This is a genomic window from Novosphingobium mississippiense, assembly GCF_044029535.1.
Lineage (GTDB): Bacteria > Pseudomonadota > Alphaproteobacteria > Sphingomonadales > Sphingomonadaceae > Novosphingobium.
The window spans coordinates 3528619-3551149 of the sequence record NZ_CP147001.1 but is presented as its reverse complement, the minus strand read 5'-3'; the positions used below and the strand labels follow the sequence as shown (position 1 = coordinate 3551149).

Here is a 22531-nt window from a genome sequence, read left to right as displayed (position 1 = left end):
GCACCAAAGGCGCAGCGGCATCACTCAGCTGTTCGCCTGCTGCCTCTCAGGCACGTCATCCCAAGGACGATAGTACAGTGCCGCGCAATCCGCGCGAAGCACACCGCCAGTCAGCGCGAGGTCGTCCTTCCAGGCATCCGTCACGAAGTCGAACGTGGAAAGATGCCGTGCCTCGAAATACATCGGGTGCACATCGTCCCGACCAGCGCCATAGACGATGCGGCTGACGCCGGCCCAGATCGCCGCCATCGTGCACATGCCGCAGGGCTGTAGCGTGGAATAGAGCGTCGCGCCCTCGATCCGCATCGATCCAAGCGCCTTGCCGGCCGCGCGGAAAGCCTCGATCTCGGCATGGGCGGTGGCGTCACAGCATTCCTCGGTACGATTGACGCCCGCCGCGATCAGGCGGCCATCCAGCACCACCAATGCGGCGATCGGCGTATCGGCAGGATCGCTGCCCTTCTCCTGCACGGCAAGGCGGATCGCCTCGGCCATCCAGCTTTCATCGTTGCGCGCGTCCATGCGCGAACAACGCGCTGCCTTAGCGATGGCTGCCCAGCATGTTGGCGTGGGTGATGGCGACGGCCAGCGCGTCCGACGCATCCTCACCCGCCAGCTTCACGCCGGGAAGCAGCACCTTCAGCATGTGCTGTATCTGCTTCTTGTCGGCCCCGCCGGTGCCGACGAGCGCCTTCTTGATGACCTTGGTGGAATATTCCGCCACCGGCAGGCCCGCCCGCGCGATCGACAGCATGGCAACGCCGCGCGCCTGCCCCAGCTTCAGCGTCGACTGCGGGTTCACGTTGACGAAGACTTCCTCTACCGCGCCGGCATCGGGCCGGTGGTGCAGGATCACGTCGGTCAGTGCGGCGTCCAGTTCCACCAACCGCTCGGCCATGCCGGCCTTGGCGTCGGTGCGGATCTGCCCGTTGGCAACATGGCTGAGACGGCTGCCGCTCTTGGCGACGATGCCCCAGCCGGTGCAGGTGAGCCCCGGATCGAGGCCGATGATGATCATGACGTCAGTACCACATGTCGAAAGGGCCGTTCTCTTCCTCGGCCCCGGCGCGTTCCTGAATCAGCCGCGTGTCGAGATCGTGGACCGAGCGCCCGGGGCAGTTCAACGTCGATACCGCCCGCTCGCCCTTCGGGCCTTCCAGCACGGCGATGCCCGAATAGGTGTGGCCGGGATTGTCGGTCAGGTTGCCGTCCATCCCTTCGAACACGACGTAGTGGAAGCGGCCGTTGGTCAGGCGGACATGGCGTTGATAGCCATTGCCCTGCCCGCGCACATCGCCCTGATGCACGTTGGACCAGTCCGGCCGGCTGGCAAGGTCGAGATCCGCCTTGCCGCGCGGCCCAAACCGGTAGTGCACCGCCGCGCCGTCGGCACAGAGCGAACCGACCCCGCGCGGGAAGACGCAGGAATAGAGCACCTGCTCGTTCGCCGCGCAGTGGTTGGCAACGGAAGAGCTTGAGCGCGCCGCACCGCTTTCGGCAATCGCCGGCGCGAACGCCAGCCAGGCAGCCCCCAGCGCGGCGATGGCCAGCGCCGGGGTCGCGATGCCGACGGAAAAGCTGGTCAGCCCAGCTTCTCCATCACTTCGTCCGAGATTTCGTAGTTGCCCCAGACGGTCTGGACGTCGTCGTCGTCTTCCAGCGTGTCGACCAGCTTCATCAGCGTGCCGGCGGTGTCGGCATCGACATCGACGGTGAGGTTGGGCTTCCACGCCAGCTTCACGCCTTCGGCCTCGCCAAGGACCTTTTCCAGCTCGCGGGCGACTTCGTGCAGCGAATCGACCGAAACCCAGATCTGGTGGCTGCCCGGGTTCTCGTCGCCATCGCCCATATCGCTCTCGACATCGTCGGCGCCGGCTTCGATCGCGGCTTCGAGGACCTTGTCCTCGTCACCCACGCTGGCGGGGTACTCGATCAGGCCGAGGCGTTCGAAACCGTGCGAAACCGCGCCCGAGGCGCCAAGGTTGCCGCCGTTCTTGGAAAAGGCGGTGCGCACGTTGGTGGCAGTGCGGTTGCGATTGTCGGTCAGCGCCTCGACGATGAGGGCAACGCCGCCGGGGCCGTAGCCTTCATAGCGCACTTCCTCGTAGTTCTCGGCATCGCCCTTGCTGGCCTTGTCGATTGCGCGCTGGATGTTGTCCTTGGGCATCGACTGGGCCTTGGCCGCGTTGACGGCGGCGCGCAGGCGCGGGTTCATGTCCGGATCGGGCATGCCCATCTTGGCGGCGACGGTGATTTCGCGGCTGAGCTTGCTGAACTGCGCCGAGCGCTTCTTATCCTGCGCGCCCTTGCGGTGCATGATGTTCTTGAATTTGGAATGGCCTGCCATGGGTCCGCTCTTGCTTCGCTCGTCTGCCTGCCTGCGGACGGGTCCGCACGGGCCGGAGAATGAGGTCCGGTGAATGATGTGGGGGGCGCCTTACAACAGGCCGGCACCCAAGGGCAACCGGCCCGTTCCGGTGCCGCACCCATGGCGCCCCGGGGTCGCGTTGCACGAACGAGGGGCCGAGGGTTTTGGTCCAGAGGTTTTGGTCCAAAGGATTTGGCCCAAAGGATTTGGCCCAAAGGATTTGGCCCAAAGGATTTGGCAAGGATACACAGGTTAGCACATCGCCCATGGCAACACGGATCGACATCGCCGCCCCTGATCGCCCTTCGGCCCGCCCTTCAGCCCACGCACTCGACGTAGTGCGCGGGCTTCCGGCCTTCCTGAGACGCCCGGCAGTCCTGACGCCGATCGGCCTGCGGTCGCGCAGCGGCTGGGCGGCGCTGGGTACGATGGAAGCCCTCCACATCGCCGGGCTTTTCCTGGTGGTGCTGCCCCTGATCGGCCTGTGGCAACAGGCCATGCACCTGCCGGCGCCCGATGCCTTCGACAAGTTGCCATCGGGCTGGCTGTTGCCGTTCACGGTGGCGATCGTGCCGGTGGCGGAAGAAATGGTGTTTCGCGGCTGGCAGACCGGCCGCCCCCGCGCGCTGTGGCTGCTCGCCTGCACGGGACTGTTCGCGATTCTGGTGGTCGGCGCCAAGGCGGTTGCGCCGCTCGTTCTGGCGGGTTCGCTGCTGGCGCTTGCGATTGCCGCGCTGGTCGGCTGGATCGTCCTGCGCAAACGGGAAACGCCGGCGCTCTATCGCGCGGCTTATCCGATCGTGTTCTGGGTGGTGGCGCTGCTGTTCGCCGGTGTGCACCTGACGAACTATCCCAGCGTCTCGCCATGGTCGTTGCCGCTGGTCCTGCCGCAACTGTGGGCCGCGCTGATGCTGGGCTTCACTCGCCAGCGGATCGGCCTGCCCGCCGCGATGCTCCAGCACGCGGGCGCCAATGCGGCGACCATGCTGCTGGTGCATCTTGGGGGGTAAGAATTTTACGGCACCGGCCTTCTCCCCCACCCGACCTTCCGAATTCTACCCGGTAGGGAAGGTCGGGTGGGGGAGAGGGCCGGTGCCGCTTTCCGGCCGTTAGGCCGGACAGGATCAGTCGATGCCGAGCGCGGTCTTGTAGGTATCGAGCAGCATGTCCATTTCGCGACGGTCGTCCGGCTTCATCTTACGGATGCGGACGATCTGGCGCATGATCTTGACGTCGTAACCGACAGCCTTGGCTTCGTTGTAGACGTCACGGATATCGTCGCCGATGCCCTTCTTTTCTTCTTCGAGGCGCTCGACGCGCTCGATCAGGAGGCGCAGGCGATCGTCGGTGGTTTCGGCCATCGGGTAAAGCTCCGGAATATATCGTGATGAATCTCAGTTGGCGGGCGCTGATAGCGGCTCCCGGGGATTCGGGCAAAGCCGGGAGCTGTGGAAATCCTGTGCGTATCGCGGGATAAGTCCACCGGTCGCCGCCATCGGTTGCCTTGCCCGCCCCCACCGCCTATCTGGCCCATGCGGCGACCACGTTCCCGCCTCCCCCTTTCGGATCGATGGGCGGAGCTTCAAGACCGGGACGGCCCGGCAACCACGCTTAGGAGGTTGCCCGCAGTCGTGTCCTGGATCGTTCTTGCCATCGCCGGCCTGTTCGAAGTCGTCTGGGCCTCGGCCATGAAGCATTCGGAAGGCTTCACCCGCCTCTGGCCGAGCGTGATCACGATTACCGCGATGTTCGCCAGCTTCGCACTGCTGGCCTGGGCGATGAAGCGGCTGCCGCTGGGCACGGCCTACATGGTCTGGACCGGCATCGGCGCGCTGGGCGCCTTTGCTGTCGGCATCGCCTTCCTGGGCGAATCGGCCAGCCCCCTGCGCCTTGCCGCCGCCGGACTGATCCTGGGCGGGCTGGTGCTGATGAAGCTGGCCAGTTCCTGAGGGGAGCTTTGAGAAAATGCCCGGGAGGGCATTTTCATGCGGCACCGGCCAAAATTCGCCTTCAGCGAATTTCAAACAAACCCCAATTTGTCTGACAGATCGCGCGGCGGCGCCTCAGTGCGCTCCGCCGTTCTTCTTCAGACTCTCTTCCATCCGCGCCAATTGCTCGGGGGTCGCCTCGCTCTGATATTTCGCCTTCCATTCGTCGAACGGAATGCCGTGAATCACTTCGCGCGCGGCGGCCTTGTCGCCTTCGAAGCCCGCGTCGCGGATCCAGTCGGCCAGGCAATTGCGGCAGAATCCGGCCAATCCCATCAGATCGATGTTCTCGGCATCGTGGCGCTGCTGCAGGTGCTTGACGAGGCGGCGAAAGGCCGATGCCGCAACCGCGTCATCAAGAGCGTCTATAGAGTTGTTTTCGTGCATGGCGCGTCGCTTGGTCCTTGGTTTGTCCGACAGCCTTTGCCATAGGTCGCACCGATACAGGAAGAGGCACACTGACCTTGGCAACTACTCCCCCGTTCCGCCGTTCGCCCCACCATCGCGGCATCAAGCGCCAGCGCAAGGTCAAGATCCTTGCCACGCTGGGCCCGGCGAGCCGTGACAAGGAAACCATCGAGAAGCTGCTGAAAGCCGGCGCCGATGCGTTCCGCGTCAACATGAGCCATGGCGATCACGACACGCATCGCGAAACCATCGCCAACATCCGCGCGGTGGAAAAGGATTCGATGCGCCCCATCGCCATCCTGTGCGACCTGCAGGGCCCCAAGCTGCGCGTGGGCACCTTTGCCGAGGGCAAGGCCTTCCTGCGCCACGGCGCGCACTTCACGCTGGACCGCGATCCGACGCCGGGTGACGAAAACCGCGTCTGCCTGCCGCACCCCGAACTGTTCGGCATCCTTGAAAAGGGCCAGCGCCTGCTGATCGACGACGGCAAGCTGCGCCTTGTCGTCCTCCGCGCCGAAGCGGACAGCATCCTGTGCTCGGCCGAAGTGGGCGGCACGATTTCCGACCGCAAGGGCGTGAACGTGCCCGACGCGATCGTCCCGGTGCCGGCGCTGACCGACAAGGATCGCCGCGATCTGGCCTTCGCCGTGGACCAGGGTGCCGACTGGATCGGCCTGTCCTTCGTGCAGCGCCCCGAGGACGTGGCCGAGGCACGCCGCCTGATCGGCGGCGCCTGCGCGCTGATGTCGAAGATCGAAAAGCCCGCCGCCGTGCAGTCGATCGACGGGATCATCGAACTGTCGGACGGCATCATGGTCGCCCGTGGCGATCTGGGCGTGGAACTGCTGCCCGAACAGGTGCCGCCGATCCAGAAGCACATCGTCGCCAAGACGCGCGCCAGCGGCAAGCCGGTGGTGGTGGCCACGCAGATGCTGGAATCGATGATCACCAGCCCCTCGCCCACCCGCGCCGAAGTGTCCGACGTCGCCAACGCGGTCTATGACGGTGCCGACGCGGTGATGCTCTCGGCCGAAACCGCCGCCGGCCAGTGGCCGGTGGAAGCGGTGACGATCATGGACCGCATCGCCGTTTCGGTGGAAACCGATTCGACCTATCGCGAGCGCATCCACCTTGCCGCCACCCCGCCGGATGCCACGACCGCCGACGCGCTTTCGGCCTCCTGCGCGACGATCGCCGATACCCTGCCGATCGAAGGCATCATCGTCTTCACCGGTTCGGGCGGATCGGCCCGCCGCGTGGCCCGCGAACGCCCCGCCGCGCCGATGCTGGTGCTCACGCCGGCAGAGAAGACCGCGCGCCGCCTCGCCCTGCTCTGGGGCGCGCACACGGTGACCACGCGGGACATCGGCAGCTTCGAGGAGATGATCGCCAAGGGCAAGCGCATGGCGCTGCGCCACGGCTTCGGCGCCGCCGGCACCCGCCTTGTCGCGCTGGCCGGCGTGCCGTTCGGCGTGCCCGGCTCCACCAACCTGCTCCACGTCGTCACCCTGACCGGCAACGAACTGGACTGAGGACCCGATGGCGCTTCACACCCTCTGGATCTACGCGGTCGCGGTCTTTCTACTGAGCGCGACGCCGGGCCCGAACATGCTGCACGTGCTGTCGCGCAGTGTGGAACTGGGCGTGAAGCGCACTCTGGCCACCATGGCGGGCTGCCTGCTGGGCCTCATGACCCTGCTGACGGCGTCCGCCGTGGGCCTTGGCGCGCTGCTTCATGCGCTGCCGGGCACGTTCACCGCGCTGCGCATCGCCGGAGCGGGTTATCTGCTGTTCCTGGCGGTAAAAGCCTGGCGCGCGCCGGTGAGCGAGGACGATGCCGAAACGTCGGCCGTCCGGCCTGAGGTTTCGTGGCTGGCGCTGTTCCGGGGCGGCTATGCGATCTCAATCAGCAACCCCAAGGCGATCGTCTTCGCCGCCGCCTTCCTGCCGCAGTTCATCGACCCTGCCCGCCCGCAAGCACCGCAGTTCGCGATTCTGGTGGCGGTCTTCGCGGTGATCGAGGCGTTCTGGTACTCGGTCTACGCCGGCAGCGGCCGCGCTCTTTCACGCCACCTCGGCCGCGCCGGGGTGAAGCGGGCGTTCAACCGGCTGACCGGCGGGCTGTTCGCCGGGTTCGGTCTGTCATTACTTGCCTTCCGCGCGGCTTGAGAAGCCTGTCCTCCCCGGCACGGGGAGGTGGCAGTCCGCAGGACTGACGGAGGGGATTCTCGTCTCCGCGCAACGACGGTTTAAACCGCGAGTCCCCCTACACCACCCTTCGGGCGGTCCCCCTCCCCGTGCCGGAGAGGCTCAATTCACCCCCGCGCGCCGAACAGCGCACTGCCCACGCGCACATGCGTCGCGCCGAGCATGATCGCGGTCTCGAAATCCTCGCTCATGCCCATCGACAGGCCCGAGACACCATTGTCCACCGCAATCTTGGCCAGCAGCGCGAAGAACGGCGCCGCCTCGATCCCCGCCGGCGGCACGCACATCAGGCCCGCCAGCGGAATATCCGCCGCGCGCACTTCGGCCAGCAGCGCCGGCACTTCGGCAATCGGGCAACCGCCCTTCTGCTCTTCCGCCCCGATATTCACCTGCACGAAACAAGGGACCCGGCGGCCCAGCTTGTCCATCGCCTTGGCCAGCGCCGCAACCAGCGACGGGCGGTCCAACGAATGGATGCAGTCGAACAGCGCGACGGCATCCTCGGCCTTGTTGGACTGAAGCTGGCCGACAAGGTGCAGCACCACATCGGGATGCGCCTCGCGCAGGGCGGGCCACTTGGCCTCGGCCTCCTGCACGCGGTTTTCGCCGAACACGCGCTGACCTTCTGCGATCAGGGGCAGGATGGCTTCGGCGGGATGGGTCTTGGAAATGGCGACGAGTTCGATGTCCGCAGGCGCGCGCCCGGCGATGCGGGTGGCATTGGCGATCTGGGCGCGAACGGTCGCGAGAGGAGAAGCTGGCTGATCCATGGCGCGCTGCTATAGCGTCCCCGTGCCGAACCGCCAGCCACCATGTCCTGACTCTTGGCCAGACATCTGGCTCATCAGCGACGCGCGCAACGACGCCGCACTCGAAACGGCGCTGGCCCGGTTGCCGCGCGGATCGGGCCTGGTGTTCCGCCACTACCACCTGCCATCCGCCGAACGCCGCGCGCGGTTCGCAGCGCTGAAACGCGTGGCCCGGCGCTTCGGCCACTGCATCGTCCTGTCCGGAAATCCCCGCGAGGCGCGGCAATGGCGCGCGGACGGGGCCTATGGCGCACCGCGAACGCTTACCCATGGCCCGGCGATCCTGCGGCTCGTCACCGTCCATTCCCTGCACGAACTTGGCCGCGCCCATCGCGCGCGGGCTGACGTGGTGCTGCTCTCACCCGTCTTCGCCACCCGCTCGCACCCCGGCGGCAAGACCCTTGGCCCAACGCGTTTCCGCCTGCTGGCGGCGCGCTCACAAGTGCCGGTGATCGCGCTGGGCGGCATGACACCGCACTGCGCCCGCACTTTGCCTGCCCGCAAATGGGCCGCGATTCAGGCGTTTACGTAACCGTTCACAGCCTTGTTCCCGATCCATTCTTGACGGCGAGTCCCCCGCCGACGCAATATAACGGGCCGAAATCAAGGGAATTTCCAATGGCGACACGGCCCCTCGCACCCGGACGGCGAATCGCCAAGCCGGACTGGCGCGCAGTGCTCAAGCGGTCCTTGCGCCGCGCGGGCGAACTGGGCGGCGCCCTGCTGCTCTTCGCGGCGATGGCCTTTCTGACACTCGCACTGCTCAGCTACCACCAGACCGATCCTTCCGCCTCCACCGCCGCCGGCGGACCGGCGGAGAACTGGATGGGCCCGGTTGGCGCCTGGGTGGCGGAGCGTGTGCTGCTGCTGTTCGGCCCAGTTTCGGCGCTGTTCGTGCCGCTGCTCTACGTCTTCGCCCGCAAGCTCTGGCTGCTGGTGGAGGAAGAGGACAGCGAGATCGAGCATTCGAACCAGCGTTGGTGGCGCCCGGTTTTCGTGCTGGCGCTGGCGATGGTGCTGATCGCCACGGTGCTGAGCCTTGCGTTCCCGCAGGCGGGCGCGACCAGCACCCTGCTGGGCCTCACCTATGTCCAGCCCGGCGGCACCCTGCCCGCTTCGATGGGCGGCATTTCCGGCCTGCTGGGCGCATGGGCGATCGAGACCCTGACCGGCTTCCTGCCCGGCCTGTTCGCCACCTGGGCGGCTTTCGTCATTGCCGTGGTCTGCCTGGGCGGCGGGCTGCTGCTGGCGGGCAGCGTGTTCGCGTGGGACTGGGGCCGTCTGCTCACCCTGCCCGGCCGCATCGGCCGCCTGCCCACACGGGACGAAGCGTCGGCCCGCACCGCCGAGCCGGAAAAGGCGCGCGAGAAAACACGCGAAAAGGCCCCGAAAGCGCAATCCGCACCGTTCATGGGCGACGATTTCGACGACGAGCCGGCTGCAACCACTCGCGAACCCACCGCCAAGCCGCGCAAGGCGCCCGAGATCAGCGACCCCAAGGCAGCCGCCACCCCCGCGCAGCTCAACATCGGCAATCGCCAGAAGGACATGTTCGACAAGTTCGCGCTGCCGGGCCTGGAACTGCTGAAAGACCCGCCGCCGAACTCGCAGCCGAAGATCGACAAGCTCAGCCTGGAACGCAACGCGCGCCTGCTGGAAACCGTGTTGGACGACTTCAATGTGAAGGGCGAGATCACCGCCGTGCGCACCGGCCCGGTCGTCACCATGTACGAACTGGAACCGGCGCCGGGCATCAAGTCCAGCCGCGTGATCGGCCTGGCCGACGATATCGCCCGCAACATGTCGGCGATCTCGGCCCGCGTGTCCTCGATTCCCGGCCGCACCGTCATGGGCATCGAACTGCCGAATGCGGACCGCCAGATGGTCTCCTTCAAGGAGATGGTCGCGTCCGAAGCCTTCGCCGAGCACAAGGGCATGCTGCCGATCATCCTGGGCAAGGATATTGCCGGTGAACCGGTGGTGGCGGACCTTGCGACGATGCCGCACTTGCTGGTCGCCGGTACGACTGGCTCCGGTAAGTCGGTGGGTCTCAACACGATCCTGCTCTCGCTGCTCTATCGCCTGACGCCGGCGCAGTGCCGCCTGATCCTGGTCGATCCCAAGGTGCTGGAACTCAAGAGCTACGACGATATTCCGCATCTGCTCTCGCCGGTGGTGACCGAGCCGCCCAAGGCCGTGCGCGCGCTGAAGTGGGCGGTGGAGGAAATGGAACGCCGCTATCGCCAGATGAGCGAGATCAGCGTCCGCAACCTCGCCAGCTTCAACGAGAAGGTCCGCGCCGCCGCCGCCAAGGGCAAGCCGCTCGGCCGCCGCATCCAGATCGGCTTCGACCCCGACACGGGCGAAGAATTGTATGAAGACCGCCAGCTCGATTACGAGACGCTGCCGCAGATCGTCCTCATCGTCGACGAATTGGCTGACCTTATGGTCACCGTCGGCAAGGAAATCGAAGTGCTGATCCAGCGCCTCTCGCAAAAGAGCCGCGCGGCGGGCATCCACCTGATCATGGCGACGCAGCGCCCCTCGGTCGACGTCATCACCGGCGTCATCAAGGCCAACCTGCCCACCCGCGTATCCTTCGCCGTCACCAGCCGCATCGACAGCCGCACCATCCTGGGCGAACAGGGCGCGGAACAGCTGCTGGGCAAGGGCGACATGCTCTACAAGCCCAGTTCCGACCCGGTGAAGCGCGTCCACGGTCCGTTCGTCTCGGACGAGGAAGTGGAGCACGTGGCCGATCACTGGCGCGCGCAGGGCAAGCCGGACTACGTCGATGCCGTCACCAACGAGCCGGAGGAAGGCTCGTTCGGCTTCGACGACCTCGACGCCACGGCATCGGACCAGCCGGAAGAGCGCAAGTACCGTCAGGTGTGCCAGCTGGTGTTCGAGAACCAGAAGGTCTCGGTCTCGTGGCTGCAGCGCCAGATGGGCGTGGGCTACAACACCGCCGCCAAGTGGGTGGAGCGCATGGAGCAGGACGGCTACGTCGGCCCGGCAAACCATGTCGGCCGCCGCGACATCTACCGCGACGAGAACGGGGCGCCGCTTTAAGCGCAGGTGAGATGGGGGAGCGTGGGCTTCCCCCATCTCACCTCCAAGGCGCCAGCATCGTGCCGGCCCCACTTGCCAATACCGGCTAAAAACCCCCGTCATCCCCGCGAAGGCAGGGATCCCGCTTGTTCTTGCTTCGGTGCGTGAAGGAAGCGGGCCCCCGCCTTCGCGGGGGCGACGAAAGCCTGGCTTGAAATCCTCCTCCACTGGGGGAGGGGGACCACCCCCCGCTTATCCTGTCGAATGACGGCGGGGAGAGGGTGTCAGCCTCCCGGTTCCGCGCTACCGAACCGGTGATACCCCTCCGTCAGCCGCTTCGCGACTGCCATCTTCCCTTGCAGGGGAGGAAACCTCAGTCCCCTTACTTCTCGTCCGGGTCCTGCACCTTGAACGGATCGGACTTGCCCGGCTTCAGCGGCAGCGGCGGGCGCGGCAGTTCGGTTTCGGAATTGGCGGCCTGCCACAGCATCCCCGCCATGATCGTCGCGGCCTGACGGATATCGTCCACCTTCATGTGATCGACGGTATCGATGCTCGAATGGTGCACGCGGCTGCCGTAATCGAGCGGGTCCTGCACGAACTGGTAGGCCGGCAAGCCCACCGCCTGCATGTACTGGTGGTCCGTCCCGCCGGTCTTGCCAGCCACTACGTCGGTCGCGCCCATCGAGGCGAAGGGCTTCAGCCACTTTTCCAGCGTCGGGATCGCGGCGATGTTGCCCTCTCCATAGATGCCGCGGATCTTGCCCGATCCGTTGTCGAGGTTGAAATAGGCCTTCATCTCCGAATAGCCCGGCTTGGTGGTGATCGGCCATGCCGCGGTCCACTGCGCCATGCGGTCCAGCCCGGAGACATTCGGATCCAGCCCGCGCGTCGCCATGTGCTGTTCGATATAGGCGATCGAGCCGAGCAGGCCCTGTTCCTCGCCCGACCACAGCGCGAAGCGGATGGTGCGCCGGGGCTTGGGCATCTTGGCCAGGATGCGCGCGGCCTCCATCACCACCACGCTGCCCGCGCCATTGTCGCTGGCGCCGTCACCGGCGATCCAGCTGTCGAAGTGGCCGCCCGCCATCACGTAACCCGCCTTGGGATCGCGGCCCGGAATGTCGGCGATCACGTTGGCGTCGTCCAGGTTGCTGCGATCGAACCGCGCGGCGATGGCCATTTCCATCGTCGGCGCTTTTCCGGTGACTTCCAGCCGGGCGAGACGGCGATAGTCTTCGGCGGCCAATTCCATGAACGGCAGCGCCAGCCCCTGATCGGGCGCAAGGTTATAGCCCTCGCCATGCACCAGCCCGGCATCGCGGTAGCTGATCCGCACCATGCCCACCGCGCCTTCAGACTTCAGAAATTCCGACAGTTCCTTGGCGAACAGCACCCGTTTCACGAAACGGGCGTCCTCGTCGTCCTCGTCCGCAGGCAAGTCGAAGTGGTCTTTCTTGGCGATATCGGCCGATTCGAGACGGCGGAAGGCCGCCTTGTCCGGCTCGCTGCCGGTGCCGGGCAGGCTGACCATCACGATCTTGCCCGCCAGCTTGCCGCGCCATGCGTCGAAGTGTTCCTTCTTGCTCATCGGCGCCAGGATCACCGGCGCGCGAAGCGTGCCCGACGTCGCCGGTGACCACGCCACCGGGATCGCGCGCATCACCAGACCGCGCGGCGACACCATGGATGCCGACCAGGAATCGAGATTCCAGGCCATGCCGAAACGGAACGGCTCCTTGTGGACGTTGCTGAGGCCATAGCCGTTGAACTTCGCCATCGCCCATGCCTGCGCCTTCTCCAGATTTTCGGAGTGCGAAAGACGCGGGCCGATGCCGTCCATCAGTTCGGAGGCATTGGCCATCGCCTCGCCATGGCTGAGCCCTTCGGCAATCACCTTGTCGATCTGCGCATCAGTGGACTGCGCATCGGCCATGGCCAGCGGCAGCGTTGCCAGAGCCGCAGCCCCGGCCAGAAGTATGGCACGCATCGGATACCCCCTTGAGATGCCTGAACAGGGGCCGTCGCAAGCCCCGGATTCCACAAGGGAAAGCGGGATTGCGGAACAAGGTCAAGCTATCCGAACGCGAGCCTTACAATTCCCCGCGCAAGTCCCTACCCTGAGGCCGGCGAAAACGTCCCCGCCCCCGAAAGGACCCGATGCAAGATCATTCCCAGGCATTCCTGTTGCGCGACGGCTTCCTGCTGCTCGGCACCGCGCTTGCCTTCGTCCTGCTGTTCCGCCGCCTGGGGCTGGGTGCCACGCTGGGTTACCTGCTGGCGGGCGCGATCCTGGGGCCTTTCATCCTGAACCTTGTCGGCGATCCCGAAAACAAGCTGGGTATCGCCGAACTGGGCATCACCTTCCTGCTGTTCATCGTCGGCCTGGAGCTGGCGCCCCGGCGACTGTGGCGGATGCGCAGCGAGATTTTCGGGCTGGGCATGCTGCAAGTCACGCTCTGCGGATTGGCGATCACGGCCGTGATCTATTACTCCACCGGCTTCAGCATTGCCGCCTCGCTGGCGCTGGGCCTGCCGCTGGGCCTTTCCTCCACCGCGCAGGTCCTGCCGCTGCTGCAGAGCGAGGGCCGCCTGCACACACCGTTTGGCGAGCGGTCCTTCGCGATCCTGCTGTTTCAGGACCTGTCGATCATTCCGCTGATCACGATCATCGCGGCCATGAATCGCAATCCGCACTTGCCCGCAGGCCCTCCGGGCTGGATTCTGGTGCTGGAAACACTGGCCGCCATCGCCGGACTGATCCTGGCCGGCCGCTTCGTGATCCGCCCCCTGTTCCGCCTGATCGGCAACCTGGGCGAGCGCGAGATGTTCGTGTTCGCGGCGCTGTTCACGGTGATCGCCTCAGCCGCGCTGATGCAGTCGCTGGGCCTGTCCACCGCGCTGGGCGCCTTCATCGCCGGCGTCATGCTGGCAGATACACCCTATCGCCACGAACTCGAAGCCGACGTGGAGCCGTTCCGCACTTTGTTGCTGGGCCTGTTCTTCATGTCCGTGGGCATGATGCTGGACCTTTCCGCCATTGCCGAGCGGCCACTGTTCGTGGCGTCCATGGCTATCGCCCTGATCGCGGTGAAAAGCGGCGTGATCTTCCTGATCGGACTGGCGTTCCGTATGAACTGGCGCAGTGCCTTGGCGCTCGGCCTGCTGCTGAGCCAGGGCGGCGAATTCGGCTTCGTGCTGTTCGCACAGGCCAGGGACGCCTGGCTGATCGACCCCAGCGCCGCCAGCCTGTTCAGCGCCATCGTCACGCTGTCGATGGTCACCACGCCGTTCCTGATGATGGCCACCGCGCGCGTCCGCGAGATGCCCACGAGCAAGGAAACCCGCGAAGGCCCGCGCAAGGACGGCGCCCGCGCGCTGGTGGTCGGCTATGGCCGCTTCGGCCAGACCGTGGCGCAAGTGCTGATCGCCGCCGAGATCGAAGTGACGCTGATCGATACCGATATCGAGATGATCGACGTGGCCGGTGGCTTCGGCGCCAAAGTCTGGTTCGGTGACGGCACCCGCATCGACCTGCTGCGGCAGGCCGGCGCGGGCGAGGCGAAGATGATCGTCTTCTGCATCGATGGCGACCAGCTTTCCGAAAGCTTCCTGCACGGCGTGCACGAGGCCTTCCCCGAAGCGCGAATCCTCGCCCGCGTCTATGACCGGCGCACGATGATCCGGCTGATGGATGCGCCGGTCACCTTCATGGTGCGCGAAGTGATGGAGTCCGCCGTCGCCATGGCGCGCGAGGCGCTGGAAGACCTTGGCCTTTCCGGCGAGCAGATCGACGCGGCGGAGAGCACCTACCGCGCCAGCGACAAGGAGCGCCTGTCGATCCAGTACGAAACCGGCGACATCCGCGCCGCGCGCGACCGCATCATCACGCAGGACTTGCGCGACGCGCATTGAGGGGGGCCTCCCCGGCACGGAGTGGGGACCGCCCCGTTCATCCTGAGCTTGTCGAAGGAACGGCGGTGGAAGGGAAGCACGGTTTGCGCAAACTTCGCATGAAGGCGCGCTTCCCCCTGCCCATCATCCAGCCTTCCCCCATGATCTTCTAATCGTGATGAAATCCCGCCAACCGGGTGTATTCCATCGGGCAGGAGAGTCCTTAAGCGGAGTCGAAACGATGCGAGTCGGAACCGTCCGGGAAATCAAGAATCACGAATACCGCGTCGGCCTGACGCCGGAGAGTGTGTGCGAACTGGTCGCCCATGGGCATGAGGTCTGGGTCGAGAAAGGCGCCGGCCTTGGCATCGGCGCCAGCGACGAAGCCTATGCGAAACAGGGCGCGACGCTGATCGAGACCGCGGCCGAGGTCTTCGCGGGCTGCGAGATGATCGTGAAGGTGAAGGAACCGCAGGCGGCCGAGCGCGCGATGTTGCGCGCGGGGCAGATCCTGTTCACCTACCTCCACCTCGCGCCCGATCCGGAGCAGACGGCGGACCTGGTGAAGTCGGGCGTGACCGCCATCGCCTATGAGACGGTGACCGGCCCCGGCGGCCAGTTGCCGCTGCTGAAGCCGATGAGCCAGGTGGCGGGCCGCATGTCGATACAGGCAGGCGCCACCGCGCTGGAAAAGGCCCATGGCGGGCGCGGCGTGCTGCTGGGCGGCGTGCCGGGGGTGATGCCCGGCAAGGTGGCCGTGATCGGTGGCGGCGTGGTGGGCTTCAACGCGGCGCAGATGGCCGTGGGCCTGGGCGCAGACGTAACCATTCTCGACCGCAACCCGGATGTGCTGGAACGCCTGGGCATCCACTTCGAAGCGCGCGCCAAGACGCGCTTTTCCAGCACCGCCAACCTGGCCGAGAGCGTGGCCGAGGCGGATCTGGTGATCGGCGCGGTGCTGATCCCCGGCGCCGCCGCGCCCAAGCTGGTCAGCCGCGCAATGCTGAAGACGATGAAGACCGGTGCCGTGCTGGTGGACGTCGCCATCGATCAGGGCGGCTGCTTCGAAACCAGCCACCCCACCACCCATGCCGACCCGACTTTCGTGGTGGACGGGGTGGTGCACTACTGCGTGGCCAACATGCCCGGCGCCGTCGCCCGCACCAGCACGTATGCGCTGAACAACGTGACGCTGCCCCACGCCCTCGCCATCGCCAACCTGGGCTGGCAGGCCGCGCTGAAGGCCGATCCGCATCTGGCGGCGGGCCTGAACGTCCACGCCGGCCACGTAACTTTCGAAGCCGTGGCGACCGAGCTGGGCTACGATTACATCTCTACGGATCGTCTCCTGCGGTAATTTTTGCCTAGCGGTTAACCATATCTTGAGTGCCGTGCTATCAAGGGAACAATGATGTTTCCTGGGGCACGGCACTTCCTGATATCGATTGCAGGCGCAATCCTTGCGCTGCTGGCGGCCCCCACGGCCTCTGCGGCGGGGTTTGCGCCCGGATCGCTGTGCACGACGCTGGCGCCGGAGAGCGAATCGGCAGCCGCGCTGGTCCGCGATTCCGACCGCTGGCAATGCAACGGCGCCCGCTGGCGCATCGACGGCAATGCCGCCAGCTTCGTGCGGATCGACATGACCGGCCGCGCACCGGCCGCGGACGCAACGCTCAACACCCGCCTCACCCGCTTCGGCGCCTTGTGGATCACCGCGATCGGCACCGATGGCAGCACCGTCACGCGGGAAATCGCGCATGACGACCTGCGCTTCGCCTCCACATCGTGGACGATGCGCATGCCGCTGCCCCGCCTGGAAAGCGGCGCGCCGGTGCAGGCCTATGTTGTCAAGGTGATCGACGCGCGCCACAAGGGCCTGCTCTCCGATGTCGAGATCGCCGCCGCGCCCGATGAGCGCGCGGTGGGGAATGACGAACTGCTGCTGGCCGCGATCTGCGGGCTGATGCTGATGCCGCTGGCGCTGAACTTCGCGATCTACCGCGTGCTGCGCCAGCCCTTCGCGCTGTGGCACGCGCTGGGCGTCTTCGCGATGCTGATGCAGACGGCAGTGGGCAGCGGCATCGTCAATCGCTTCGTCTCGCTATCGCTCACCCAGATCTGCCTGCTTTCGTCGCTGAGCTGGAGCCTGACGATCATCGCCGCCTCCCGCTTCTTCGACGATCTGCTGGAACCCGGAATGCTGGGCAAGCGGCAGAAACAGATGCTGGTGGCGGCGGTTCCCTGGGTGCTGTTCTGGTCGGCCTATTACAATCTGGCCGGCGGGCCGCTGCTCTCCAGCGCGGCGTCGATCTACTATGCCTCATTCCTGCCCTTCATGATCCTGTTGGGCTGGACGATGACGACGGCGGCGATGCGCGGCAGCCGCACGGTGTGGTTCCAGATCGTCGGCTGGGCGCCGCTGATCACCATGGGCGTGGTGCGGATTGGTTCGATGCTGGGCGCCACCGACACGCCGATGGGGCTGATGAGCGCGCAGCACTTTTCCGTCGCGTTCGAGGTGCTTGTCACCACGCTGGGCGCGGCGGACCGCTTCATGGCGATCAAGGACCAGCGCGATCGCGCACTGACGCAGGCACGCGTCCTGGAAAGCCTGGCGGAGCGCGATCCGCTGACCGGCCTCTACAACCGCCGCGGGTTCGAGGAGCGCTACACCCGCCTCGTGCTCGATGGCTTCAGCACGATGGCGGTGCTCGACCTCGACCACTTCAAGTCGATCAACGACACGCGCGGCCATGCCACCGGCGATGCGGTGCTGCGCGCCGTGGCGCTGGCGCTGATGCCGGACGAGGACACCGTGGTCGTCCGCATCGGTGGCGAGGAATTCCTGCTGCTGCTGCGCGGCCGCAACGGGGCCGAGCGGGCCGAGCGTCGGCGCCAGGCGATCCCGGCGCGCATCGCCGCCGAAGTGCCGCTGCTGGACCGGCCGGTCACCGCCAGCATGGGACTGGTCACCGGCGCCCCGCCGATGCGTTTCGCCGACCTCTATCGCAAGTGCGACCGCCTGCTTTACGATGCCAAGGCAGCCGGGCGGAACCGCACCGAAATGCGCACGTTCTCCGCTGCCGCGCCGACCATCGGGCTGCCGCCGTCAGAGCCCGAACAGAACGTCGTCAGCCTGCACTGAAGCGGGCGGTTACGTCGGGGGGCACGCGCATGATGCGGCCGGTTTCCCTGTCGATCATCGCCCATGTCGTCTTGGCCGAGACGATCACCTTTCCGGCAGAATTGCGGAAATCGACATGGCGGACGAAGCGCGCGCCGGTCGGCCCTTCGGGAATGAAGGTTTCCGCCGACACGCTCTCACCCTCGGTCACATTACCGCGATAATCGATCTCGTGCCGGGTCACGACCCAGACGTATTTCTCGACCTGCTCGGGCGTGGCATCGGCCTCCCAGTGCGAGGTGGCCACCGCCTCCATCCACTGCACCCACACGGCATTGTTGACGTGGCCCATGACGTCGATGTCATGGGCCGTCGCCGTGAAGGTCTTGGAAAAGCGGTCGCTCAAGCTTCAACACCCAGCTGCCAGAGGATGAAGGCGAACTCCTCCGCCGTTTCCTTCAGGCTTTCAAACCGGCCCGACTTGCCGCCGTGGCCCGCGCCCATGTTGGTCTTGAGGATCAGTTCATGGCCGTCGGTCTTCACCTCGCGCAGCTTGGCCACCCACTTGGCGGGTTCCCAATAAGTCACGCGCGGGTCGTTGAGGCCGGCGGTCACCATCAGCGGCGGATAGGCCTGGGCCGAGACCTGATCGTAGGGCGAGTAGCTGAGGATCAGCTCGAAAGCGGCCTTGTCCTCGATCGGGTTGCCCCATTCCGGCCATTCGCCCGGCGTCAGCGGCAGGCTGTCATCGAGCATCGTGTTCAGCACATCCACGAAGGGCACATGCGCCACCACCGCGCCGAACAGGTCAGGGTCGGAGTTCGCCACCGCGCCCATCAGCTCACCCCCGGCCGATCCGCCCGAGATCGAGATCTTGCCCGCCTCGGTAAAGCCGCGCGCGATCAACCCGCGCGCGCAGTCGACGAAATCGTTGAAGGTATTGGTGCGCTTCTCCAGCTTGCCCGCCTTGTACCAGGCCCGGCCAAGGTCGTCGCCGCCGCGAATATGCGCGATGGCATAGGCGAACCCGCGATCGACAAGGCTGAGCCGCGTGGTGGAGAAGCCCGGATCGATCGAGATGCCGTAGGCGCCATAGGCATAGAGATGCAGCGGCCCGGCACCGGCCCCATTCATCTTGGCACGATCGCGGCGATAGACCACCGAGACCGGCACCATCGTGCCATCGCGCACTTCGATCTCCAGCCGCTCGGTCGCGTAGAGCGACGCGTCGTAGCCCGAGGGGATTTCCTGAACCTTCAGCACGTCCAGCGTGCGCGCGGCCACGTCGTAGTCGTAGACGGTCGAGGGGCTGACCATCGATTCGTAGGTCAGGCGCAGCGTCGTCACGTGCCATTCGGGGTTGTTCGAAAGCCCCGCCGAATAGCTCGCTTCGGGGAACGCGATCGGCTCCACGCGGGCAGGATCGTCGTAGTACCGCACCTCGATCTGATCGAGGCCCGCACGGCGCCCCTCGATCACGTAGAAGTCGCGGAACAGATCGGCGCCGGTCAGGTAGAACGCGTCCGTGCCCTCGATCAGCGTCGTCCACTCGCCCGGATCGGCCAGCGGCGCCGTCGCCAGGCGGAAGTTCTCGTGCGTGTCGTTGGTGTGGACGTAGAGCACGCCCTCGCGCTCATCGACGTCGTACTCCACGCCCTTCTGGCGCGGCTTGACCAGGATCTGTTCGCCCAGCGGATCGTCGGCGCGGACCATGCGGCATTCGCTGGTCTCGTGATCGCTGGTGCCGATCAGCAGCCACTGCTCGTTGGACGAAAGCGAGGAGCCGACGCGAAAGCCCTCGTCATCCTCGTGATAGAGTTCGACATCGCTTTCCAGCGGCTGGCCCAGCCAGTGCAGGCGGGCATTGTCCGTCCGCCACTGCTCGTTGGCGAGTGAGTAGACGAGGCCCTTGTCGTTCGCGACCCAGACGAGCGCCGAGAGCGTGCCGGGAATCTCGTCTGCCAGCAGTTCGCCGGTGGTCAGGTCCTTGATCCGCGCGGTGAAGCGCTCGGAACCGTTGTCATCCACCGAATAGGCCAGCAGCTTGCCGTCCGCACTGGTGGAGATCGCACCCAGGTTGAAGTAGTCCTTGCCTTCCGCCAGCGCCACTTCGTCGAGGATCAGCTCATCCGCGGAACCGTCATCCTTGGCGGCGACGGGCCTGCGCCACCACTTCTTGTATTCGGCGCCTTCCTCGAACTCGATCCAGTAGAGGTAGTCGCCATCCTTCTGCGGCACCGACTTGTCGGCTTCCTTGATCCGCGCCCGCATCTCCTTGAACAGCAGGTCGATCTTGTCCTGCTGGCCGGCCATGCGGTGTTCGAACCACTGGTTCTCAGCCTCAAGATGCGCGAGGACTTCCTTGTCGGTGACTTCGGGATAGCCGGCATCGCGCAGCCATGCGTAGTCGTCCTCGACGGTCACGCCGTGGCGGGTGAAGCTGTGCGGCTTCTTCGCCGCCTGTGGAGGACCTGAAAGGGTCTGGGTGGAATCTGCCATGCGCACGATCTAGGGCCTGTCCCGCGAAAGTGGAAGTGGCGCGCTTGTCGATAACAGAGCGTTGGCTGTCACCGATCAACGGGCCTTTCAACACAACCCCGTCGCCCCCGCGCAGGCGGGGGCCCCGCTTCTTGCGGCGCGAAGAAAGGCAGCGGGATCCCCGCCTTCGCGGGGACGACGAAGTGCTTGATGCGGGCTTTTCGCAGCGTACCGGGCATGATTTCTGCGCAGCAAATTGGCCGCCCCGATGCTTTCCCTTCCACGGCACAGGCCCTATGTTGCGCCCATGACCCCCGCAAGCCGGATACAAAATCCATGTTGATGAATACCCACGAGGCGCGGCTCGATGCCCTGCGCCAGGAACTCAAGTCGCGCGGCCTCGACGGTTTCGTGATCCCGATCAGTGACGAACACATGAGCGAATATGTCGGCGCCTATGCCCAGCGCCTCGCCTGGCTGACCGGCTTCGGCGGTTCAGCCGGCACCGCCGTGGTGCTGACCGATTCCACGCTCTCCCCGGCGGCGGCGATGTTCGTCGACGGTCGCTACACGCTGCAGGTGCGCGAACAGGTGGACGGCAAGTTCTACGCCTATGAAAGCGTACCGCAGACCAGCGCCGCCCGCTGGCTGGGCGAGAATGCGCCGAAGGGTGCGAAGATCGGCTACGATGCCTGGCTCCACGGATCGAAGTGGGTGGAGGCCGCGCAGGCCGCCCTCGCCGCCAGGGGCGCGACGCTGGTGCCGGTGGACGGCAATCCGATCGATGCGGTGTGGCAGGACCAGCCCGAACCCTCGCCCGCCCCGGCGCTGGTTCATGACGACAAGTTCGCCGGTGAATCGAGCAAGGCCAAGCGCGCCGCCGTGTCCGAATGGCTGACCGCACAGGGCCTCGACGCGACGGTGATCTCCGCGCTCGATTCGATCGCCTGGCTGCTCAACTTGCGCGGCACCGATGTGGAGCGCACGCCGGTGGCGCTGTCCTATGTGGTCGCCCATGCCGATGGCACCGCCGATCTCTACATCGCCGACGAGAAGGTGACAGCGGATCTGCGCCAGCACCTGGGCAATGCCGTTACCGTGAAGGCCCGCGCGGACTTCGTGGCCGGCCTGCAGACGCTGGCCGGCAAGCGCGTTTCGGTCGATCCCGACAATGCCGTGGCCGCCATCTTCGAAACGCTGAAGGGCGTGAACGCCACCGTGGTCGAAAACCGCGATCCCACCATCCTGCCCAAGGCGGTGAAGAACGCCGTCGAACAGCAGGGCCAGCGCGATGCACAGGCGATCGACGGCGTGGCCATGACGCGGTTCCTCCACTGGCTCTCGGTCGAAGGGCCGAAGGGCGAAGTGACGGAGATGAGCGCGGCGGCCAAGCTGCTGGAATTCCGCCAGCGCTGCGGCGACCTGCGCGATCTGTCGTTCGACACGATCTCCGGCGCCGGCCCCAACGCCGCCAGCCCGCACTACCGCGTGTCCGACGAATCGAGCCTGACGCTGGTTCCCGAAAGCGTCTACCTCGTCGATTCCGGCGGCCAGTATCCCTGCGGCACCACCGACATCACCCGCACCGTGTGGATCGGAAACGGTACCCCTCTGGCCGAAGTGAAGGACCGCTTCACCCGCGTGCTGAAGGGCACCATCGCCATCGACCGCGCCGTGTTCCCCAAGGGCACCACCGGCAGCCAGCTCGACGTGCTGGCCCGTCAGTTCCTCTGGTCGGTCGGCCTCGACTATGCCCACGGCACCGGCCACGGCGTCGGCAGCTTCCTCTCGGTCCACGAAGGGCCGCAGCGCATCGCCAAGTCGGCGGGCGGACAGGCCGGCACCGCGCAGGATCTGATCCCCGGCATGATCCTCAGCGACGAGCCGGGCTACTACAAGGCCGGCGAATACGGCATCCGCATCGAGAATCTGGTGCTGGTGGTAAAGCGCGAGTTCCCCGGCGCGGACGGCGAATACTACGGCTTCGAAACGCTGACCTTCGCGCCGATCGAGCGCCGTCTGGTCGATACCGCGCTGTTCACGGCAGACGAGACCGCGTGGTGGAACGCCTATCACGCCCGCGTGCTGCAGGTGATCGGCCCGCAGCTTTCCGGCGCCGACGATGCGGCGACGCTGGAATGGCTGGAAGCGCAGTGCCGGCCGTTCTGATTGGCGCCTCTCTGACCTTGTAGGCAGAGGCCCG

At 66.1% G+C, this 22531-nt stretch carries 20 protein-coding genes; 10 read left to right on the top strand and 10 right to left on the bottom strand.

The features are described from left to right. Nucleotides 1-24: 24 nt before the first annotated feature. The 4 genes from WBP06_RS16895 to WBP06_RS16880 all read right to left on the bottom strand — a co-directional run bounded on the left by WBP06_RS16895 (nt 25) and on the right by WBP06_RS16880 (nt 2347). A complete protein-coding gene (locus WBP06_RS16895; RefSeq protein ID WP_395330063.1) occupies nt 25-522 on the bottom strand; it encodes a nucleoside deaminase in 498 nt (165 codons plus the stop codon). Between the two features lie 19 nt (nt 523-541). Continuing rightward, entirely contained in the window at nt 542-1018 is a 477-nt protein-coding gene (ruvC, locus tag WBP06_RS16890) for a crossover junction endodeoxyribonuclease RuvC (protein ID WP_086492366.1), read from the bottom strand. Nucleotides 1019-1022: 4 nt separating this feature from the next. Next, nucleotides 1023-1436 carry a hypothetical protein gene (locus WBP06_RS16885; RefSeq protein ID WP_395330059.1) on the bottom strand — a complete coding sequence of 138 codons (414 nt, stop codon included), beginning with the start codon at nt 1434-1436 and terminating at the stop codon, nt 1023-1025. A 146-nt stretch (nt 1437-1582) separates the two neighbouring features. Continuing rightward, complete coding sequence (locus WBP06_RS16880; RefSeq protein WP_132468669.1) at nt 1583-2347, bottom strand: YebC/PmpR family DNA-binding transcriptional regulator; 765 nt, start codon at nt 2345-2347, stop codon at nt 1583-1585. Between the two features lie 287 nt (nt 2348-2634). Between WBP06_RS16880 and WBP06_RS16875 the strand changes: the two genes are divergently transcribed. Continuing rightward, the gene (locus WBP06_RS16875; RefSeq protein WP_395330056.1) at nt 2635-3378 is read left to right on the top strand and encodes a CPBP family intramembrane glutamate endopeptidase; all 744 of its coding nucleotides are present in this window, start codon (nt 2635-2637) and stop codon (nt 3376-3378) included. Between the two features lie 114 nt (nt 3379-3492). Here the strand turns inward: WBP06_RS16875 and WBP06_RS16870 are convergent, their stop codons facing one another. After that, entirely contained in the window at nt 3493-3729 is a 237-nt protein-coding gene (locus WBP06_RS16870) for a DUF2312 domain-containing protein (protein WP_142636167.1), read from the bottom strand. A gap of 270 nt (nt 3730-3999) precedes the next feature. Here WBP06_RS16870 and sugE point away from each other — a divergent pair, with 270 nt between their 5' ends. Continuing rightward, the gene (sugE, locus tag WBP06_RS16865; RefSeq protein WP_395330052.1) at nt 4000-4317 is read left to right on the top strand and encodes a quaternary ammonium compound efflux SMR transporter SugE; all 318 of its coding nucleotides are present in this window, start codon (nt 4000-4002) and stop codon (nt 4315-4317) included. 114 nt (nt 4318-4431) lie between these two features. On the opposite strand, the gene WBP06_RS16860 is transcribed toward sugE, so the two are convergent. Further along, a complete protein-coding gene (locus WBP06_RS16860) occupies nt 4432-4743 on the bottom strand; it encodes a DUF1244 domain-containing protein (RefSeq protein WP_395330050.1) in 312 nt (103 codons plus the stop codon). Nucleotides 4744-4820: 77 nt separating this feature from the next. On the opposite strand from WBP06_RS16860, the gene pyk reads away from it, so the two are divergent. Beyond that, entirely contained in the window at nt 4821-6296 is a 1476-nt protein-coding gene (pyk, locus tag WBP06_RS16855) for a pyruvate kinase (protein ID WP_395330048.1), read from the top strand. A gap of 7 nt (nt 6297-6303) precedes the next feature. Beyond that, the gene (locus WBP06_RS16850) at nt 6304-6933 is read left to right on the top strand and encodes a LysE family translocator (protein ID WP_395330046.1); all 630 of its coding nucleotides are present in this window, start codon (nt 6304-6306) and stop codon (nt 6931-6933) included. Nucleotides 6934-7079: 146 nt separating this feature from the next. Here WBP06_RS16850 and WBP06_RS16845 read toward each other — a convergent pair whose 3' ends face one another. Then, complete coding sequence (locus tag WBP06_RS16845; protein WP_395330044.1) at nt 7080-7742, bottom strand: YggS family pyridoxal phosphate-dependent enzyme; 663 nt, start codon at nt 7740-7742, stop codon at nt 7080-7082. Here WBP06_RS16845 and WBP06_RS16840 point away from each other — a divergent pair. Next, nucleotides 7741-8313, top strand: a complete 573-nt coding sequence (locus WBP06_RS16840) for a thiamine phosphate synthase (protein ID WP_395330042.1) — start codon at nt 7741-7743, stop codon at nt 8311-8313. The two genes, WBP06_RS16845 and WBP06_RS16840, sit on opposite strands and share 2 nt — an antisense overlap. An 86-nt stretch (nt 8314-8399) precedes the next feature. Next, nucleotides 8400-10853: a DNA translocase FtsK gene (locus WBP06_RS16835; protein ID WP_395330040.1), complete on the top strand. Its 2454-nt coding sequence runs from the start codon at nt 8400-8402 to the stop codon at nt 10851-10853. Nucleotides 10854-11214: 361 nt separating this feature from the next. Here the strand turns inward: WBP06_RS16835 and WBP06_RS16830 are convergent, their stop codons facing one another. Continuing rightward, nucleotides 11215-12822 (bottom strand): M20/M25/M40 family metallo-hydrolase, encoded by a 1608-nt coding sequence (locus WBP06_RS16830; RefSeq protein WP_395330038.1) that lies wholly within the window; start codon nt 12820-12822, stop codon nt 11215-11217. 170 nt (nt 12823-12992) lie between these two features. On the opposite strand from WBP06_RS16830, the gene WBP06_RS16825 reads away from it, so the two are divergent. The 3 genes from WBP06_RS16825 to WBP06_RS16815 all read left to right on the top strand — a co-directional run bounded on the left by WBP06_RS16825 (nt 12993) and on the right by WBP06_RS16815 (nt 17871). Next, nucleotides 12993-14747 carry a cation:proton antiporter gene (locus tag WBP06_RS16825; protein ID WP_395330036.1) on the top strand — a complete coding sequence of 585 codons (1755 nt, stop codon included), beginning with the start codon at nt 12993-12995 and terminating at the stop codon, nt 14745-14747. Between the two features lie 220 nt (nt 14748-14967). Next, on the top strand, nt 14968-16083 hold the full coding sequence (gene ald, locus WBP06_RS16820; protein WP_395330034.1) for an alanine dehydrogenase: 1116 nt from the start codon (nt 14968-14970) through the stop codon (nt 16081-16083). Nucleotides 16084-16134: 51 nt separating this feature from the next. After that, on the top strand, nt 16135-17871 hold the full coding sequence (locus WBP06_RS16815; RefSeq protein WP_395330032.1) for a diguanylate cyclase: 1737 nt from the start codon (nt 16135-16137) through the stop codon (nt 17869-17871). Here WBP06_RS16815 and WBP06_RS16810 read toward each other — a convergent pair. Both WBP06_RS16810 and WBP06_RS16805 read right to left on the bottom strand, forming a co-directional pair. Then, complete coding sequence (locus tag WBP06_RS16810) at nt 17858-18256, bottom strand: acyl-CoA thioesterase (protein WP_395330030.1); 399 nt, start codon at nt 18254-18256, stop codon at nt 17858-17860. The two genes, WBP06_RS16815 and WBP06_RS16810, sit on opposite strands and share 14 nt — an antisense overlap. Next, nucleotides 18253-20349 (bottom strand): S9 family peptidase, encoded by a 2097-nt coding sequence (locus WBP06_RS16805; protein ID WP_395330028.1) that lies wholly within the window; start codon nt 20347-20349, stop codon nt 18253-18255. The genes WBP06_RS16810 and WBP06_RS16805 overlap by 4 nt, the downstream gene beginning before the upstream one ends. 315 nt (nt 20350-20664) lie before the next feature. Here WBP06_RS16805 and WBP06_RS16800 point away from each other — a divergent pair, with 315 nt between their 5' ends. After that, a complete protein-coding gene (locus tag WBP06_RS16800; protein ID WP_395330026.1) occupies nt 20665-22497 on the top strand; it encodes an aminopeptidase P family protein in 1833 nt (610 codons plus the stop codon). The last annotated feature ends 34 nt before the right edge of the window (nt 22498-22531 follow it).